The organism is Neogemmobacter tilapiae (assembly GCF_014652215.1).
In the GTDB taxonomy this organism is placed as follows: Bacteria; Pseudomonadota; Alphaproteobacteria; order Rhodobacterales; family Rhodobacteraceae; genus Neogemmobacter; species Neogemmobacter tilapiae.
Genome location: NZ_BMYJ01000001.1, coordinates 1 through 17,582 on the forward strand (window position 1 = coordinate 1; position 17,582 = coordinate 17,582).

Annotated in this window: 17 protein-coding genes and 1 tRNA gene; 14 read left to right on the forward strand and 4 right to left on the reverse strand. The window is 60.8% G+C overall.

Annotated elements, in window-relative coordinates; genetic code table 11:
• Window positions 1-700: 700 nt before the first annotated feature.
• On the forward strand, window positions 701-1,414 hold the full coding sequence (locus IE095_RS00010) for an SDR family NAD(P)-dependent oxidoreductase (RefSeq protein ID WP_189409284.1): 714 nt from the start codon (window positions 701-703) through the stop codon (window positions 1,412-1,414).
• Between the two features lie 105 nt (window positions 1,415-1,519).
• Here IE095_RS00010 and IE095_RS00015 read toward each other — a convergent pair whose 3' ends face one another.
• The gene (locus IE095_RS00015; protein WP_189409286.1) at window positions 1,520-2,095 is read right to left on the reverse strand and encodes a DUF4202 domain-containing protein; all 576 of its coding nucleotides are present in this window, start codon (window positions 2,093-2,095) and stop codon (window positions 1,520-1,522) included.
• An 81-nt stretch (window positions 2,096-2,176) separates the two neighbouring features.
• Between IE095_RS00015 and tgt the strand changes: the two genes are divergently transcribed.
• The 13 genes from tgt (at window position 2,177) to phoB (ending at window position 14,832) form a co-directional block, all read left to right on the forward strand.
• On the forward strand, window positions 2,177-3,304 hold the full coding sequence (tgt, locus tag IE095_RS00020) for a tRNA guanosine(34) transglycosylase Tgt (RefSeq protein WP_189409288.1): 1,128 nt from the start codon (window positions 2,177-2,179) through the stop codon (window positions 3,302-3,304).
• Window positions 3,305-3,455: 151 nt separating this feature from the next.
• On the forward strand, window positions 3,456-5,864 hold the full coding sequence (gene lon, locus IE095_RS00025; protein WP_189409290.1) for an endopeptidase La: 2,409 nt from the start codon (window positions 3,456-3,458) through the stop codon (window positions 5,862-5,864).
• 13 nt (window positions 5,865-5,877) lie between these two features.
• A complete protein-coding gene (locus tag IE095_RS00030; RefSeq protein WP_229804373.1) occupies window positions 5,878-6,288 on the forward strand; it encodes an HU family DNA-binding protein in 411 nt (136 codons plus the stop codon).
• 12 nt (window positions 6,289-6,300) lie between these two features.
• Window positions 6,301-6,375, forward strand: a tRNA-Val gene (locus tag IE095_RS00035).
• A gap of 99 nt (window positions 6,376-6,474) precedes the next feature.
• Complete coding sequence (locus IE095_RS00040; protein ID WP_189409294.1) at window positions 6,475-6,819, forward strand: DMT family transporter; 345 nt, start codon at window positions 6,475-6,477, stop codon at window positions 6,817-6,819.
• On the forward strand, window positions 6,816-7,367 hold the full coding sequence (locus IE095_RS00045) for a TetR/AcrR family transcriptional regulator (RefSeq protein ID WP_189409295.1): 552 nt from the start codon (window positions 6,816-6,818) through the stop codon (window positions 7,365-7,367). Before IE095_RS00040 ends, IE095_RS00045 begins: the two co-directional genes overlap by 4 nt.
• Before the next feature lie 72 nt (window positions 7,368-7,439).
• Window positions 7,440-8,480 (forward strand): sensor histidine kinase, encoded by a 1,041-nt coding sequence (locus IE095_RS00050; RefSeq protein ID WP_189409297.1) that lies wholly within the window; start codon window positions 7,440-7,442, stop codon window positions 8,478-8,480.
• A gap of 187 nt (window positions 8,481-8,667) precedes the next feature.
• On the forward strand, window positions 8,668-9,708 hold the full coding sequence (locus IE095_RS00055; protein ID WP_189409299.1) for a substrate-binding domain-containing protein: 1,041 nt from the start codon (window positions 8,668-8,670) through the stop codon (window positions 9,706-9,708).
• A 66-nt stretch (window positions 9,709-9,774) separates the two neighbouring features.
• The gene (gene pstC, locus IE095_RS00060; RefSeq protein WP_189409301.1) at window positions 9,775-11,235 is read left to right on the forward strand and encodes a phosphate ABC transporter permease subunit PstC; all 1,461 of its coding nucleotides are present in this window, start codon (window positions 9,775-9,777) and stop codon (window positions 11,233-11,235) included.
• Window positions 11,232-12,599 carry a phosphate ABC transporter permease PstA gene (gene pstA, locus IE095_RS00065; RefSeq protein WP_189409303.1) on the forward strand — a complete coding sequence of 456 codons (1,368 nt, stop codon included), beginning with the start codon at window positions 11,232-11,234 and terminating at the stop codon, window positions 12,597-12,599. Before pstC ends, pstA begins: the two co-directional genes overlap by 4 nt.
• 12 nt (window positions 12,600-12,611) lie before the next feature.
• Window positions 12,612-13,409, forward strand: coding sequence for a phosphate ABC transporter ATP-binding protein PstB (gene pstB / locus IE095_RS00070; RefSeq protein WP_189409305.1), 798 nt, complete (start codon window positions 12,612-12,614; stop codon window positions 13,407-13,409).
• Between the two features lie 11 nt (window positions 13,410-13,420).
• The gene (phoU, locus tag IE095_RS00075) at window positions 13,421-14,134 is read left to right on the forward strand and encodes a phosphate signaling complex protein PhoU (protein ID WP_189409306.1); all 714 of its coding nucleotides are present in this window, start codon (window positions 13,421-13,423) and stop codon (window positions 14,132-14,134) included.
• Window positions 14,135-14,139: 5 nt separating this feature from the next.
• Window positions 14,140-14,832, forward strand: coding sequence for a phosphate regulon transcriptional regulator PhoB (gene phoB / locus IE095_RS00080; protein WP_189410103.1), 693 nt, complete (start codon window positions 14,140-14,142; stop codon window positions 14,830-14,832).
• A gap of 30 nt (window positions 14,833-14,862) precedes the next feature.
• Here the strand turns inward: phoB and IE095_RS00085 are convergent, their stop codons facing one another.
• Genes IE095_RS00085 through IE095_RS00095 form a run of 3 tightly spaced genes read right to left on the reverse strand, consistent with a single transcriptional unit; the run spans window position 14,863 to window position 17,581 of the window.
• The gene (locus IE095_RS00085) at window positions 14,863-16,161 is read right to left on the reverse strand and encodes a branched-chain amino acid ABC transporter permease (RefSeq protein ID WP_189409308.1); all 1,299 of its coding nucleotides are present in this window, start codon (window positions 16,159-16,161) and stop codon (window positions 14,863-14,865) included.
• Window positions 16,158-17,168, reverse strand: a complete 1,011-nt coding sequence (locus IE095_RS00090; RefSeq protein ID WP_189409310.1) for a branched-chain amino acid ABC transporter permease — start codon at window positions 17,166-17,168, stop codon at window positions 16,158-16,160. Before IE095_RS00090 ends, IE095_RS00085 begins: the two co-directional genes overlap by 4 nt.
• Window positions 17,168-17,581 (reverse strand): hypothetical protein, encoded by a 414-nt coding sequence (locus IE095_RS00095; protein WP_189409312.1) that lies wholly within the window; start codon window positions 17,579-17,581, stop codon window positions 17,168-17,170. The genes IE095_RS00090 and IE095_RS00095 overlap by 1 nt, the downstream gene beginning before the upstream one ends.
• Window position 17,582: the final 1 nt, after the last annotated feature.

Genomic DNA, 17,582 nt, shown 5'->3' on the forward strand with positions numbered 1-17,582 from the left:
CCTGCAAAGCGTTGGACCGCAGCGCAGGGGCAAACCTTAACACAAAACAAACACACAAGATCGGACTAGGATCTGGGGCGGTGACGGGGGCTATATCTATCGCGGTCGCATGGACTGTAGAGGTGGGCTCTATTTCGGTCGAGTTGCCGTGATCAGAGTGGACAGCGAGGCACAATCAATATTCGGCGCGGTGGAGCGATTTGAGTTGGTTGTATCCGGGCGAGCTGTCGGAAATGGCTTCACGTTTTCAGGCCATGTCGTAGGCGCAGATCAAATGCGGCTAAGAATGCGGATGCTTTCCGCAAGACGAATGGCTGCTGAATAGCGGTGTCGCCTGACGGACAGTTGGGGCAGGGCTTTGCCTTGCCCCATCCGCGCGCTTAGAATGAACAGGTCAAGGTGGCGCGCTTTGCCGATTTGCCTGCCGAAAAGGCGGCAGTGATGATCGCCGCGATGGCCAAGGCCTTTGCCACACTCTGATCTTTTCAACGGCTGATCCACGCGCTGAGGGCCGTGACCGTCCGCGGGTGGGCGTGCGGCGATTGAACCCCTTGGTTTATGGTGCAGCCCCGAACGACGTCGCGCTTGGCCCAAGGTTGCCATCGCGCCCGCCCGAGGGGGCGGACGGGCGCGGCCCGGCTGGTCGCCGGGCGGGACTTCTGATCAAAGGATCAAGTCAGCTTCAAAGGATGCGCCAAGGATGAACCTTTCCAACAAAACCGCCCTCGTCACCGGCGGCAATCGGGGCATCGGGCGGGCGGCGGCTTTGGCTTTGCTGGGGGCTGGGGCGCGGGTGTCCTATACGACGCGGCGGGCGGGGGAGCCGATTGCCGGGGCGACAGAACATATCTGCGACATGCTGGATGCGCCGGGGATGGACGCTTTGCTGGGGCAGGGGTTCGACATTCTGGTGAACAACGCCGGGGTGATTGGGCCCATCGGGCGGCTGGATCAGGTGGACCCTAACGCATGGGCCAAGAACATCGCCACGAATCTGACGGCGGCCTTTCGGGCGGTGCAAACGGCGCTTCGTGCGCGGGGGCCAAGGGGGTTGACGGTTGTCAACCTATCCTCGGGCGCGGCCCGGCGCCCCTTGGAAGGGTGGAGCGCCTATTGTGCGGGCAAGGCCGGGCTTGCCATGCTGACGCGGTCTTTGCATGAGGAATTTGGCGGGCAGGGTCTGCGCGTCTTTGGTTTTGCGCCGGGGGTTGTCGATACGGGGATGCAGGGTGAAATCCGCGCCTCGGGGATCAACCCGGTGTCCCAAGTTCCGCAGGGTGATCTGGCCAATCCCGCCGAGCCGGGGCAGGCGATTGCCTGGCTTTGCAGCGCTGCGGCAGACCAGTATTGCGGCCAAGAGGTGGATATTCGGGATGCGGCCTTCCGTCAGGCTTGCGGCCTGCCCGCGCTTTAGGGCCGCCCGGCGGGGCCATCGAGGCCCCTTCGTGCGGTGGGGGCTTCCGCCCCCACGGTCACTGCGTTCCCTCCCCCGAGGATATTTTGAAGAAAAGATGAGGGGTTAGGGTGCGGCGCGAAAGGCGGCGGCCAGATCTTCGGGCAGCGGGAATTCCGCCAAAACCCGGGCGCGGCCTTCGGGTGACATTTTGCGGGCGGTTTTCTCGACGATCTTTAGCACCGCCTCAGCGGGATGTTTGGCGGCGAAGGGCGCGAAATACCAGCGGAGGAAGGTGAAGCAGATCACATCCTCCAGCGCCTGCACTTCCGCATCGCGCTTGATCCCCTCTTTCCGCAGCATCACGCCAATGCGCGCCTGATCTTCCGCCGAAAACCCGGCGTCGGCCATCATGCCTGCGACCCGATCCGCATGACGCCGCCCCAGATCGCGCCGCCATGTGAGATAACCCTCTCGCCCTTCGGGGTAAGTTTCCCGCGCCACCTGCCAGCGTTCGACATGCTGCCCGCGCGCTGCGATTTGCAGCAGGGGCGATGCCTCGGGGAACAGGCGGGCCAATTCTGCGCTCATACGCTCACCATAAAGCAGGGCGGCGGGGCGGCCATCCTCAAGGTTCGGATCAAGGGCATTGGCGGCGTCAATGGCGGCCAGGGTGCGGGCGAGGGGGCTTGCTTGGGTCATGGGGCGATGATGCCGGAAGCCCCAAGCCCTGCCAAGCCGATTCCGGCTTTACGGCAGGACGCTGCCGCGCGAAAAGATGCTATGACAAAATTCAGTTTCGACCTGCAAGCCACCGATGGCCGCGCCCGGACCGGCGTGATCCACACCCCCCGTGGCGATATCCGCACGCCCGCCTTTATGCCCGTGGGCACGGCGGCGACCGTCAAGGCGATGCTGCCCGACAGCGTGGCGGCGACAGGGGCCGATATCCTTTTGGGCAACACCTATCACCTGATGCTGCGCCCCGGCGCGGAACGGGTGGCGCGCTTAGGTGGGCTGCACAGGTTCATGAATTGGGACAAGCCCATCCTGACGGACAGCGGCGGGTTTCAGGTGATGAGTCTGGCCGATCTGCGTAAGCTGACCGAAGAGGGCGTGCGGTTCAAATCGCATATTGACGGATCGACGCATATGCTGTCGCCGGAACGCAGCATGGAGATTCAGCGGCTTTTGGGCTCGGATATCGTGATGTGTTTCGATGAATGCCCGGCGCTGCCTGCAACAGAGGCGGAGGTGGCCAAGTCGATGCGCCTGTCGATGCGTTGGGCGCAGCGTTCGCGGGATGCTTTTGGCGACCGTCCGGGTCATGCTTTGTTCGGCATTCAGCAGGGCGGTGTGACGCAAGAGTTGCGGGCGGAGAGCGCAGAGGCGCTGAAGGCGATTGGTTTTGAAGGCTATGCGGTCGGTGGTCTGGCGGTGGGCGAAGGGCAAGAGGCGATGTTTGGCGTGCTCGACTATGCACCCGATATGCTGCCTGCGGACAAGCCGCGCTATCTCATGGGCGTCGGCAAGCCGGATGACATCGTGGGAGCGGTCGAGCGCGGCATCGACATGATGGATTGCGTGCTGCCCAGTCGTTCGGGGCGCACAGGGCAGGGCTGGACCGCGCGGGGTCAGGTGAACCTGAAAAACGCGCGTCATGCCGATGATCCCCGGCCCTTGGAAGAGGGGTGCGGTTGCCCGGGGTGCCGGAACTACAGCCGGGCCTATCTGCACCATGTGGTAAAGGCGCAGGAAATAATCGGGTCAATGCTGCTGACCTGGCACAACCTGCATTACTATCAGGTGCTGATGGCGGGGCTCAGGGCGGCGATTGCCGAACAGCGCCTGGCAGGTTTTGTGGCCGATTTCCACGCGCGCCGCGCCGAAGGCGACATCGAGCCACTGTGAAGGCGGCCTCTTGCCCCCGCCGGGCAACAGCGCCATGATCGCGCATTCGTGGTTGAAACTTTCGGGTTCAGATCACAGATAGAAGCATCCGGGGGAACGAAGGCTGCCGATCATCGGGGCCGGGATTCCTGCCAGAACCAAGGATACGCGAATGAGCGAAGATTTTACCGCCTCTTTCCCCGTGCTGCCTTTGCGCGACATCGTGGTCTTTCCGCATATGATTGTGCCGCTGTTCGTCGGCCGTGAAAAATCGGTCCGGGCCCTGGAAGAGGTGATGGGCGATGACCGCCAGATCCTTTTGTCGAGCCAGATTGACCCGACGGTGGATGATCCGGCGGCGGATGGGATCTACCGCACCGGTGTTTTGGCCAATGTGCTGCAACTGCTGAAACTGCCCGATGGGACTGTCAAGGTTCTGGTCGAAGGCAAGGGCCGGGTGACGATCACTGAATTCGTCGAAAATGCCTCGTTCTTTGAGGCCTATGCCGAGCGGTTGGAAGAAACGCCAGGTGACCGTGCCAGTGTCGAGGCGATGCTGCGCGCCGTGGCCGAGGAGTTCGAGCGCTATTCGAAGATCAAAAAGAATATCCCGGAAGAGGCCCTGGCTGCGGTGTCCGAGGCGCGCGATCCGGCGCGGCTGGCCGACCTTGTGGCCGGGCATCTGGGCGTGAGCGTCGCACAAAAGCAAGAGCTTTTGGAAACGCTGGACGTGGGTGAGCGGCTGGAAAAGATCTTTGGCCATATGCAGGGCGAGATGAGCGTCCTTCAGGTCGAGAAAAAGATCAAATCCCGCGTGAAAAGTCAGATGGAGCGGACACAGCGGGAATACTATCTGAATGAGCAGATGAAAGCCATTCAGAAGGAGCTGGGCGATGGCGAGGATGGCCAGAACGAGCTGAACGAGCTGGAAGAAAAGATCGCCAAGACCGCGCTTTCGAAAGAGGCCCGGGAAAAGGCCGAGGCCGAGCTGAAAAAGCTGAAAAGCATGTCCCCGATGAGCGCCGAGGCGACCGTCGTGCGCAACTATCTGGATTGGTTGCTGGGCGTGCCGTGGGGCACGAAAAGCCGGGTGAAAAAGGATCTTGGGGCAGCGCAGGCTGTGCTGGATGCGGATCACCATGGTCTGGAAAAGGTCAAGGAACGGATCGTCGAATATCTGGCGGTGCAGGCGCGTTCGGCCAAGCTGAAGGGGCCGATCCTGTGCCTTGTCGGCCCTCCGGGCGTGGGGAAAACCTCGCTGGGGCGGTCGATGGCCAAGGCAACGGGGCGTGAATTCATCCGCATTTCGCTGGGCGGTGTGCGCGATGAAAGCGAAATCCGGGGCCACCGGCGGACCTATATCGGGTCGATGCCCGGCAAGATCATTCAGGCGCTGAAAAAGGCGAAGACGACCAACCCGATGATCCTGTTGGATGAAATCGACAAGATGGGCCAGGATTTCCGGGGCGATCCGGCGAGCGCTTTGCTGGAGGTGTTGGATCCGGAACAGAACAACACGTTTGTCGACCACTATCTTGAGGTGGAATACGACCTGTCGAACGTGATGTTTGTCACCACGGCGAACAGCTATAACATGCCGGGGCCGCTGCTGGACCGGATGGAGATCATTCCGCTGTCGGGTTACACCGAGGATGAAAAGCGCGAAATCGCCAAGGGCCACCTGATCCCGAAACAGATCAAGGCACATGGTTTGAAAAAGGGCGAGTTCAGCATTGACGATGCGGCGCTGACCGAGGTGATCCGGGTCTATACGCGGGAAGCCGGGGTTCGGAACCTCGAACGCGAGCTGGCAAAGCTGGCGCGCAAGGCCGTGACGGAAATCGTCAAGGGCAAGGTCAAATCGGTGGATGTAACCGAGGATAAGCTGGAAAGCTTCCTTGGGGTGAAACGCTATCGCTATGGTCTGGCCGAGCTGGAGGATCAGGTTGGTGTCGTGACGGGTCTGGCCTGGACCAGCGTGGGCGGCGATCTTTTGCAGATCGAAGCTTTGCGCCTGCCGGGCAAGGGCCGGATGAAGACGACCGGCAAGCTGGGCGATGTGATGAAGGAAAGCATCGAAGCAGCGGCGTCCTATGTGCGATCGATCAGCCCAGAAATCGGGGTGAAGCCGCCGAAATTCGAAACGGTGGATATCCATGTCCACGTTCCGGAAGGGGCGACGCCCAAGGATGGGCCTTCAGCGGGTCTTGCGATGGTCACCAGTATCGTGTCTGTTCTGACCGGCATTCCGGTGCGCAAGGACATTGCGATGACGGGTGAGGTCACCTTGCGCGGCAATGCCTTGGCCATCGGCGGCTTGAAGGAAAAGCTGCTGGCGGCGCTGCGCGGCGGGATCAAGACGGTCTTCATTCCGGAAGAGAATGAAAAAGATCTCACCGAAATCCCGCAGAACGTGAAGGATGGTCTGACGATCATTCCGGTTCGGCATGTAAAGGAAGTGCTGGCGCAGGCCTTGGTCCGGCAGCCCGAGGCGGTGGAATGGGATGAAGCGGCGGAAGAAGCCGCCGCTGCGGCCCGGAAACTGGCGGCCGACCCGGCCACTGGCCAAACGGCGCATTGATGACCGGGCCGATATGACCATGAACGCGCCGCAGTTTTCTGCGGCGCGTTTTCTTTTGCAAGGGGATGACAGGATGGCGACGAAAAAGAAGGTGGAAGAACCAGTGCAGGCCGAGGGCAAATCAGATGGCGCAGGGGCGACGGTGACCCGAGTGGGCGATCTGATCGACGCCGTGGTCACGGCCACTGGCGCAAAGAAGCCGCAGGCGAAGCCCGTGGTCGAGGCCACCTTGACCGCGCTGGGGCTGCTTTTGGCCGACGGGCAAGAGCTGAACCTGCCGGGACTGGGCAAGCTTCAAGTGATGCGGCGCAAGGAGCGTCCGAACGGTGAGGTTATTATCGTAAAACTGCGTCGCCCCGGTGAAAAGGCTGCTGGTGAAAAGAAGGCGAAAACCCCTCTTGCACCCGCGCCCGAGGAAAGCTAAACCCCGCGCCACGGGCGATTAGCTCAGCGGTAGAGCGCTTCGTTCACATCGAAGATGTCAGCGGTTCAAATCCGTTATCGCCCACCATAATTCTGAAAACGCCAGAGCATTGTCTCTGGCGTTTTCTTTTGCGCTAGACTTTGAAACATACCAAACGTATGGTTTCTTTAAATTTAGGAGATTCCCATGTCGCCCATCCACGCCTATTCAATCCTTTCCGTGGCCATCGTGCTGGAGGTGATCGGTTCCACCTTTCTGGCGAAGTCGGACGGGTTCACAAGGCTTTGGCCGACACTGGGGGTGGTGGCCTTTTATGTTGCCTCCTTCTTCCTGCTGTCGCAGGCACTGAAACTGATCCCGCTGGGCGTGGCCTACGCGGTCTGGTCAGGGGTGGGGATTGTGCTGACGGCGATGGTGGGCACCTTGGTTCTTCGGCAGTCGCTGGACTTTGCGGCGATCGCAGGGATTGGCCTCATCATCGGCGGGGTCTTAGTGATCAACCTGTTCTCGCAGGCCGGGGGGCACGGATGACTGCCGCCCATAGTCGCAAGAAAAACCCTGAGGGTATCCGGCGGGCCTTGCTGGATCATGCCGCACGCTTAGCGGTGGAGCAGGGGCTGCATGCGGTGACGGTGCAGGCAGTCTCCGACGCGGCAGGTGTGACCAAAGGCGGTCTGATGCACCATTTCGCGACGAAACAGGCCTTGGTCGATGCGATGTTTGCCGAACATCTGGAAGCCTTGGGCAAAGTGCTGGCCGACCAGATGCAGGCCGATCCAGAACGCCGTGGCGCCTTTACGCGCGCCTATCTGCGCAGTGTGTTCGAACTGGAACCGACGGAAAAGGGGGGGCCTTGGGCTTCAGTTTATGTGGCGATGCTATCGGATGCGCGGCTGCGCGCTATGTGGGCGAATTGGTTTTCTGGTCAGGTTCAGGCGAATAGCGTGACGGATAGCGATCCAGTTCTGACCATCGTGCGGTTGGCAGCGGATGGGGCTTGGCTTGCCGATATGTCGGATATCGTTTTGTCCAATCGGGCAGAATTGCTGGCGCTTTTGTTGGCCATGACGCGCGGCTAGGTTTTCTCTGGCGCTTTTGTCATGCAAGCGTCACATCCTTTGGGCATGGCCGGGAAAACCCTGGGGGATGCTATGACCGCAACCGCGCTTTTGTTTGATCTGGTGCAGGCCGTGCCGATGCCGATGGTGGCCATCGGGCCGGATGAGCGGCTGATGGCGATGAATACGGCGGCAGGGGCCCTGATCGATCCGGCGGCGCTGGGGCGGCATCATGCGATGGGGATGCGGCAGCCGGGTTTGATGCAGGCGGTAGAGCGTGCTTTGGCGCGGGGGGAACGGGCGGTGGTTCAGCCAATATCGTTTGGCGGTGCCCATGAATCGCTGTGGCGTGTGACGGTGACGCCCTTGGAGCAAAGCGATGGGCGCGGGGCGGTCTGCGTGTTCGAGGATCTGACGGAGCAGGAACAGATAGGGCAGGTGCGGCGCGATTTCGTGGCGAATGTCAGCCATGAACTGCGCACCCCGCTGACGGCGCTGATCGGTTTCATCGAAACGCTGCGGGGGCCCGCGCGGGATGATGCGGCGGCGCGGGAGAGGTTTCTGGACATCATGGAGCGTGAGGCCACGCGGATGACGCGGCTGGTACGCGACCTTTTATCGCTCAGCCGGGTGGAGGCGCAGGAACGGCAGAGGCCAACGGAACAGGTGGAGGTTCAAGCCTCGATCCAAGGGGTGTTGGCGATCCTGCGGCAGACGATCGATGAGGCGCAGGTCAGGGTGGTGCTAGAAGGCTGCAAGACGCCAGTGACGGTGCCCGCCGATTCAGATCAGTTGGGGCAGGTCTGGCAGAACCTGATCGAGAATGCGGTGAAATACGGCGGTGCGGGTAAGCAGGTGACGGTACGTGTCACAACGAATGATCACGATCCGATGCTGCGCGGGCCCTCGGTCCGCGTGGATGTGGTGGATCAGGGCGAAGGCTTGGACCCGGTGCATATCCCGCGTCTGACCGAACGATTCTATCGGGTAGATTCGCACCGGTCGCGGCGGCAGGGCGGCACGGGGCTGGGGCTGGCAATTGTAAAACACATCGTCAACCGGCACCGGGGGCGGCTCAAGATTGAAAGCGCCCCGGGGCAGGGCAGCACTTTCACTGTGATTCTGCCACGTTAGCGGACCGAGTGGGCAAATCTTGCGCCTGCCGCGGCCTGCCAGATTGCGGGCAGAAATATCGCTGAAAAGCCATCTGTCATATCACTGTTACAATACTGTCGCAAAAGCGTGGCCTGCGGGCTTTAGACGCCAAACCCAAGGGGGCGCTGCTTGCGTCGCCGGACCAGGCTGATGACAGGAGTATCCAATGTCGCCGATGAAAATGACCGCCTCGACGCTCGCGCTGATTGCCGCGTCTGCCGTGACCGCCTCTGCCCGTGATCAGGTGCAGGTGACCGGTTCTTCGACCGTGCTGCCCTACGCCACCATCGTGGCCGAGGCCTTCGGCGAGAACTTTGAATTCCCGACCCCGGTGGTCGAAGGCGGCGGTTCGGGCGCTGGCCGCAAGAAGATGTGTGAAGGCGTGGGCGAAAACACCGTCGACATCGCGAACTCGTCCTCGAAAATCTCCAAGTCGGACGTGGAGCTGTGTGCCACCAACGGCGTAGGCGAAATCATGGAAGTGCGGTTTGGCTATGACGGGATCGTCTTTGCCTCGGACGTGAACGGCGCCGAATTCCCGCTGACCCCGGCGGATGTCTACAACGCGGTCGCCGCGCAGGTTCTGAAAGACGGTGCCATCGTCGACAACGCGGCTGCGCAATGGTCGGAAGTGAACGCAGCCCTGCCCGCGCAAGACATTCTGATGTTTGTGCCCGGCACCAAGCATGGCACGCGCGAAGTGTTCGATGACAAGGTCATCGTGAAAGGTTGCGAAGACAGCGGCGCTTTCGAAGCCTTTGCCGCAGCGAACGGCGGTGATGAAGACAAGGCCGAAGAGCTGTGCATGAAGCTGCGCACCGATGGCCGTTCGGTGGACATCGACGGTGACTATACCGAAACGCTGGCCCGTCTGGATGCAGACAAGAACGCCATCGGCGTGTTCGGTCTGTCCTTCTATCAGAACAACACCGACAAGCTGCGCGTTTCGACGATGAACGGCGTGATCCCGACAGTGGAAAGCATCGCAGCCGGCGACTATCCGGTGTCGCGTCCGCTGTATTTCTACGTCAAGAAAGCCCACATCGGCGTGATCCCCGGCCTGAAGGAATATGTGACCTTCTTCGTCAGCGACGAAATGGCAGGCCCGGATGGCCCCTTGGCCGAATACGGTCTGGTGTCGGACCCGGAACTGGCCGCGACCCAAGCGGCTGTTGAGGCCGAAACGCCGATGGCCCCGCTGGAATAAGCTGATCACTGCGGCCCCCGGTTTTATGCCGGGGGTCGCTTTCCCTATCCGAACCGGAAGGTTTCCATGTCTGTTTTCATGACTCTGGTCGTGCTCTTGATCATCGCTGCCACGGCCTTTGTGCTGTGCCGCCAGAGGGCGTTGGCGATGGTAGCGGGCGATGCTCGCAAGCTGCATTCGCTCCCCGGCTTTCACGGTTGGCATGGCGTGGTGATGGCCCTTGTGCCGTCGATCCTGATGCTGGCCGTCTGGCTGATCGCCCAGCCGATGGTGGTGGAACGGCAGGTCTTTGCCCATATGCCGACCGAGATGACTGCCGATGCTTCGGCGGCGCAACTGGTGATGGCCGATGTGCGCCGCTTGGCGCAGGGCTTGGAAACCGCTGTGGAAACCGGGCGTCTTGGGGCAGAACAAGCCACCAGCCCGACGCTGGACCCTGTCACACTGCGTGGCGTTCTGGCCGAAGTGGGCGTGGCGCTGGGGTCGGAAGTGACAGCGCCAATCCTGAACGGCGCGCAGGAGTATCGCAGCCTGCAATCGAATTTTGCCCTTTGGCGTACCATTGTCATTCTGGCTGTCGCGGCCTTGGGCGTCGCTTGGGCCGTGCGGCTCACGCAGCCCGACTTCTGGGCGCGCAACCGGGTGGAAAAGGTGGTGCTGGGTCTGTTGATCCTGGCCTCGACCATCGCCATCCTGACGACCTTTGGCATCGTCTATTCGATGCTGACCGAGACGATCCATTTCTTCCAGCAATATCCCATCGCCGACTTTTTCTTTGGCCTGACATGGTCGCCCAATTTTAAGGGCGGGTCGGAACTGGGGGTTCTGCCGCTGATCTGGGGCACGCTTTACATCAGTCTGGTGGCCATGGTGGTGGCGGTGCCGATTGGCCTGTTCGCCGCCATCTATCTGTCGGAATATGCGACACCCAAGGTCCGTGCCTGGGTCAAGCCACTGATTGAGGTGATCGCCGGGATCCCAACCGTGGTGTTCGGTCTGTTCGCCCTTGTGACCGTTGGCCCCTTGCTGCGCGATTGGTTTGCCGAACCGATGGGGCTGGGCAACAGCGGATCGTCGGTGATGACCGCAGGCATCGTGATCGGGATCATGAACATCCCCTTCATCAGCTCGCTGTCGGATGACATCATCAACGCCGTGCCCCAGGCGATGCGTGATGGCTCGCTGGGGTTAGGGGCGACCAAATCCGAAACCGTGCGTCAGGTGGTGCTGCCTGCGGCACTGCCGGGGATCGTGGGGGCCGTGCTGATGGCTGCCAGCCGCGCGATTGGGGAAACCATGATCGTGACGCTAGGGGCTGGGGCTGCGGCGAAGCTGAGCCTGAACCCGTTCGAGGCGATGACCACCATGACCGTAAAAATCGTCGGCCAGTTGACCGGCGACACCGATTTTGCCAGCCCTGAAACGCTGGTGGCCTTTGCCCTTGGGATGACGCTGTTCGTGATCACCCTTTGTCTGAACGTGCTGGCGCTGATCATCGTGCGCCGCTACCGGGAGCAATACGAATGACCGACGCAACCGCAAACCAGATGCCCGCTTCGGGTCCGGCGGCCAGGTCAAAGCATGGGTCCATCTTGGTGCAGGCGCCCAGCATGCGCGCCCGCAACCGCGCCGAAGCCCGCTTTAAGGCCTATGGACTGGCCGCGATCGTTCTGGCGCTCACGATGCTGGCGATCATGCTGACGACCATCTTGTCGGATGGGCTTTCGGCCTTTCGTCAGGCCAGCCTGACCTTTCCGGTGACGCTGGACGCCGCCACGCTGGACAAGAGCGGCAACCGCGATGTGGCCGAGATGAGCAAGGCGACAACGGTGACCTATGGCAAGGTGATGGCGCAAAGCTTTGTCGCCCATCTGGTGGCGCAGGGCATCTCGACCGAAGGCGTGTCAGAAAAAGAACTGGCCGCAATGCTGTCAAAAGATGCGCCCGCGGCGCTGCGGAATGATGTGCTGGCCAACCCAGATCTGCTGGGGCAAACCATCGAGGTGACGGTTTTGGCGAATGGCCGGATCGACGGCTATCTGAAAGGCCGCGTCACGATGGAAAGCGCGCAAAAGGACAGCAATATCAGCCCAGAACAACTGGTTCTGTCCGATGCCCTGCGCAAGGCAGGCATCCTCACCAGCGGCTTCAACTGGGGCTTTCTGAAGAACCCCGATGCGTCCGACCAACGGCCCGAAGCGGCTGGTCTGGGCGTGGCGATGATTGGTTCGGCATACATGATGGTCTTGGTCTTGATCATCACCCTGCCCATCGGGGTCGCGGCATCAGTTTATCTTGAGGAGTTCGCGCCCAAGAACAAATGGACTGATCTGATTGAGGTCAATATCTCGAACCTGGCTGCTGTGCCGTCGATTGTGTTCGGGATCCTTGGGTTGGCAGTCTTTATCAATTTCGCAGGCTTTCCGCAGTCATCCTCGCTGGTGGGTGCCTTCGTTCTGTCGCTGATGACGCTGCCAACCATCATCATCGCCACGCGTGCCAGCCTGAAAGCGGTGCCGCCCTCGATCCGCGATGCGGCGCTGGGTGTTGGCGCGTCCAAGATGCAGACGGTCGCCCATCATGTGCTGCCCTTGGCCGCACCCGGCATCCTGACCGGCACCATTCTGGGTCTGGCCCGCGCTTTGGGCGAAACGGCCCCGCTGCTGCTGATCGGCATGGTGGCCTTTGTCGATAACTACCCCTCTGCCCCGGCTGAAGGGGTGCTGGATCCCGCCACCGCCTTGCCGGTGCAGATCTACACCTGGGTCCAACGCTCGGACCCGGCTTTCGTCGAACGGTCGAACGGCGCGATCATCGTGCTGCTGCTGTTCCTGATGGTGATGAACGTCACCGCCATCCTGCTGCGCCGCCGCTTTGAACGGCGCTGGTAAAGGGTTAGAAAAATGAATGATATGCGACTGCTGGAGCGCGCTGTGGATACCCAAGTGAACAAGATCACCGCCCGCAAGGTGCAGGTCTATTATGGCCAGAACCATGCCCTAAAGGATGTTGATGTCGACATTCTGGACAAGACGGTGACGGCCTTTATCGGCCCGTCGGGCTGTGGGAAATCCACCTTCCTGCGCTGCCTGAACCGGATGAACGACACGATTGCCGTTTGCCGCGTGGAAGGTCGGATCGATTTGGAAGGGGAGGACATCTACGACCCTCGCGTTGATCCGGTGCAATTGCGCGCCAAGGTGGGGATGGTGTTCCAAAAGCCGAACCCCTTCCCCAAGTCGATTTACGACAACGTGGCTTATGGCCCTAAAATCCACGGTCTGGCTCGCAAAAAGGCCGATCTGGACGAGATCGTCGAAAGCAGCCTGCGCAAGGCGGCGCTGTGGAACGAGGTCAAGGATCGTCTGGACGCCCCCGGCACCGGCCTGTCTGGGGGGCAACAGCAGCGCCTGTGTATCGCCCGCGCCATTGCTACCAGCCCCGAAGTTCTGTTGATGGACGAACCCTGTTCGGCGCTGGACCCGATTGCGACCGCGCAGGTCGAGGAGTTGATTGACGAACTCCGCAGCCAGTTTTCCGTGGTGATCGTGACCCATTCGATGCAGCAGGCCGCGCGGGTGTCGCAGCGGACCGCCTTTTTCCACTTGGGGTCGCTGGTCGAGTACGGCGAAACCGGGCAGATCTTTACCAACCCGAAAGATCCGCGCACTGAAAGCTATATCACGGGCCGGATCGGCTAAGGGGCAGAATGATGAACAACGAAAAACACATCGCCAGCGCCTTTGACCGCGATCTGGAGGCGGTTCAGGCGATGATCATGAAGATGGGTGGTCTGGTTGAGGACGCCTTGCTGGAATCCTCACGCGCTTTGGAAGAGCGGGACGTGGAATTGGCCCAGCGGGTGCGGTCGGCCGACAGTGCCATCGACGCCCTAGAAATGCAGGTGAATACCGAAGCGGCGCGGCTGATTGCCATTCGTGCGCCAACCGCCAGCGATTTGCGCACCGTTCTGACCGTGATGAAAATCGCCAGTGGACTGGAGCGCTGCGGTGATCACGCCAAAAACCTGGCGAAACGCACGCTGGTCTTGTCCGATATGGCCCCGGTTGGCGCCTCGGCGGGTTCCATCCGTCGTTTGGCGAAATCGGTGCAACTGATGCTAAAAGATGCGCTGGACGCCTATATCCGCCGCGATGTCGCCATGGCGCAAGAGGTGCGGCAGCGCGATCAGGAAATCGACCAGATGTACAACGCTTTGTTCCGCGAGTTCCTGACCCATATGATGGAAGATCCGCGTTCGATCAGCGCCTGCATGCACCTGCATTTCATCGCAAAAAACATCGAGCGGGTGGGCGACCATGCCACGGGGATCGCCGAACAGGTGATTTATCTGGTGACGGGCGATGTACCCGATGAGGCAAGGCCGAAACTGGATACGGTCTCGCTGCCTGGTGCAGAGGGATGAATGCGATGACCGGGGTGGGGCAACCTTTGGTTTTGTTGGTCGAGGATGAACCGGCGCAGCGCGAGGTTCTTTCCTATAACCTTGAGGCCGAAGGCTTTCGGGTGGTGCAGGCCGAGGATGGGGAAGAGGCCATGTCCTTTGTGCGCGAGGAATTGCCTGATCTGATCGTGCTGGATTGGATGATGCCAAACCTTTCGGGACTGGAGGTCTGCCGTCGGCTGAAATCCCGGCCCGAGACGCGCAAGGTGCCGGTGATCATGCTTTCCGCCCGCTCGGAAGAGGTGGACCGGGTGCGGGGTCTGGAAACCGGGGCCGATGACTATGTGATCAAGCCCTATTCGGTCGTTGAACTGATGGCGCGCGTCAAAGCGAACCTGCGGCGCGCCCGGCCTTCGACCGTGGGCGTTCTGCTGGAGTTTCAGGACATCCGGCTGGACAGCGAAACCCACCGCGTTCACCGCGGGGAAAAGGTTTTGAAACTGGGCCCGACCGAATTTCGTTTGCTGGCCACTTTTATGGAAAAGCCGGGCCGGGTCTGGAGCAGAGAACAGCTTTTGGATCGTGTCTGGGGCCGCGACATCTATGTCGAAACCCGCACCGTCGATGTCCATATCGGCCGGTTGCGCAAAGCCCTTTGCCAGTTTGGTGGTGAGGATCTGCTGCGCACCGTGCGCGGCGCAGGTTATGCCTTGGGATGATCAATCAGAAGGGGGCGTTGGCCCCCTTTTCTATTTCTCTGGCAACAGCCCCCTTGGGCTGAACCGCAGCACCAGCAGCAGGATCACCCCCAAAGTCAGCAACCGCATATGCGGCGCGGCATCGACCAGATGCGCTTTCAGCGGCCCGTCACCCATGCCGACCGTGACCATCCCCATCAGCGAAGGCCCAAGGCTTTCGGCGATCAGCCATAGCCAGCCGATCAGCAGGCCGCCCAGAACCGCCCCCCAGTTGTTGCCCGAACCGCCCGCGATCACCATCACCCAGATCAGGAAGGTCCAGCCCAAGGGGTTATAGGTCGTGGGCGTCAACTGGCCGTGCATCGAGGTCAGCATCGCACCGCCCATACCCACAATGGCCGAGCCCAGGATGAACACCTGCAAGTGGCGGCGGGTCACGTCCTTGCCCATCGCCTCGGCCGAGACTTCGTTGTCGCGGATGGCGCGCATCATGCGGCCCCAGGGTGATTTCAGCGCGCGTTCCAGCATCCAGATCAGCAGGACGAGAACCGTGCCGAACATGGTGCAATAAACCAATTTGACAAAGATGGAGGAGGCGGTGACCGGATTGGCCCCAAAGGCGGCGGCCAGATTGATGAACCATTCCTGCGTCTGGATGTTCACCTCAAGCGGCACAGGCCAAGGCCGGGGCAGGCTGATCACGTTCTTGACTCCGCGGGTCAGCCAGTCTTCGTTCTTCAACACGGCGACGATGATTTCCGCAATGCCCAGCGTGGCAATCGCCAGATAGTCCGACCGCAGGCCCAAGGCCACCTTGCCGATGCCCCAAGCCGCCAGTGCCGCCAAGACCCCGCCCACAGGCCAGGCCAGCAGCGGGTTGATGCCCAAGCCACCCAAATTCCCCGCCGTCGCGGGATTGAACGCCTCAACCGCCATGACGGCAGGGTCAAAGACCCAGCGAAACAGGACAAAGCCGCCGATCAGAATCGCGGCAACGGTCAAGGCGCGCGCGCGGCCCTTTTCCATGTGGTTCCAGCCAAAGATCGCGGCGGCAATCGACGCGGCCCCCAGAAACAGACCCAGCAAAATGCCCGGCCCACCGGCATCCCACCCCTCGGCCACAGGCTTGGCGGCGACCAGAACCACCGCCAGCCCGCCCAAGGCCGAAAAGCCCATCAGGCCGGTGTTGAACAGCCCCGCATAGCCCCATTGGATGTTCAGCCCCAAGGCAATGATGGTCGAGGGCAGAACAGCGGTCAGGATCGATAGCGCCAAGTTCCAGCTTTGGAAAAAGCCGGTCAGCGCATAAAGGGCAGCAACGCCCAGAAACAGCAGAAAGGTGCGGTTCATGTGGATTTGCCCTTGAAGATGCCCGTGGGCATGAACAGCAGAACGATGATCAGAATGCCGAAACTGACCGCGAATTTGTAATCGGTGGACATCAGTTGCAGCAGGCTGTCTGGGGCCATGCTGTCCGGCAGCACATAGGTTGCCACTTTTTTCCAAGCATAGGTCACCATCACCTCGCTAAAGGCGATGATGAAACCGCCGGCGATGGCCCCCAAAGGGTTGCCCAGACCGCCGACGATGGCGGCGGCAAAGATGGGCAGAAGGAGTTGGAAATAGACAAAGGGGCGGAAGCTCTTGTCCAGACCGTAAAGCACCCCGGCAATGGTGGCGAGGGCAGCGGTGATGATCCAAGTGACGGCGACGACGCGGTCGGGGTTGATGCCCGACAGCAGCGCCAGATCCTCATTGTCTGAAAACGCGCGCATGGACTTGCCTGTGCGGGTGCGGTTCAGGAACCAGAACAGCCAAGCCACACAGATCACCGCCACGACCAGCGTGATGGCTTGCGTTGATTTGATCGCCAGCCCCTCGGCCAGCCCCGTTGCGGCTTTGAAGTCGCCTGCCGAGATCAGGAACCGCCCGCCATCGGCGAAATTCTGTTCCTCAACCCCGATGATCAGGCGAACGACGCCGTTCATCACCAGCATGACACCGAGTGAGACGATCACCAGAATGGCCGGATTTGCCTTTTGCTTGCGGTAAAAGCGATAGACGACGCGGTCGGTGCCCAGCACGAACAGAGCGGTGCAAAGGATGCCAAAGGGCAGGGCGATCAGGGCTGTGGGCAAAAGGCCCGCGGTGATACTCATCGACTGAAACCACCAGGTGAACAGGATCGTCACCATCGTCCCAAAGGCCATGGTGTCACCATGGGCAAAGTTGGAAAACCTGAGGACGCCATAGATGAGGGTTGCGCCCAAGGCCCCAAGGGCAAGCTGCGCGCCATAGGCGACGGCGGGGACGAAGACGAAATTTAGAAAAGCCACAAGGGCGTTCAGCAGGTCCATCAAAGGCCCCCTTCGCTGCATCTTAGGAAACGAACCCAGCCTTCCTTCCGGTCGCTTTCTGGCCGAAAAGTCCATATAGCCTCTTCGGAAGAGAGGGAGGTCAGCATATGGATTTCCTCATTTTCAAACCACATGAGCGGCCCAGCCATCGACATGTTGATCGCATCCTGACCGACACCGTTTAGCAACATCTTGTATTCGCCCACACCGTGACGATCCTCGTTCCCAGAAAACTCAAAGGTATAGTCAGAAGCTTTATCGCGGCATTCGCCGTGAACATCGCATTCTTTTGTAAGTTGACATTCAACCTTCATAACTGCATTCATATCCTCTGACACTTGAGCGGATAGCGTAGCGGGCCAGATTGCCAGCACCGCATATGCCAGAAATTGTGAAGATCTTGGTTTCACCATC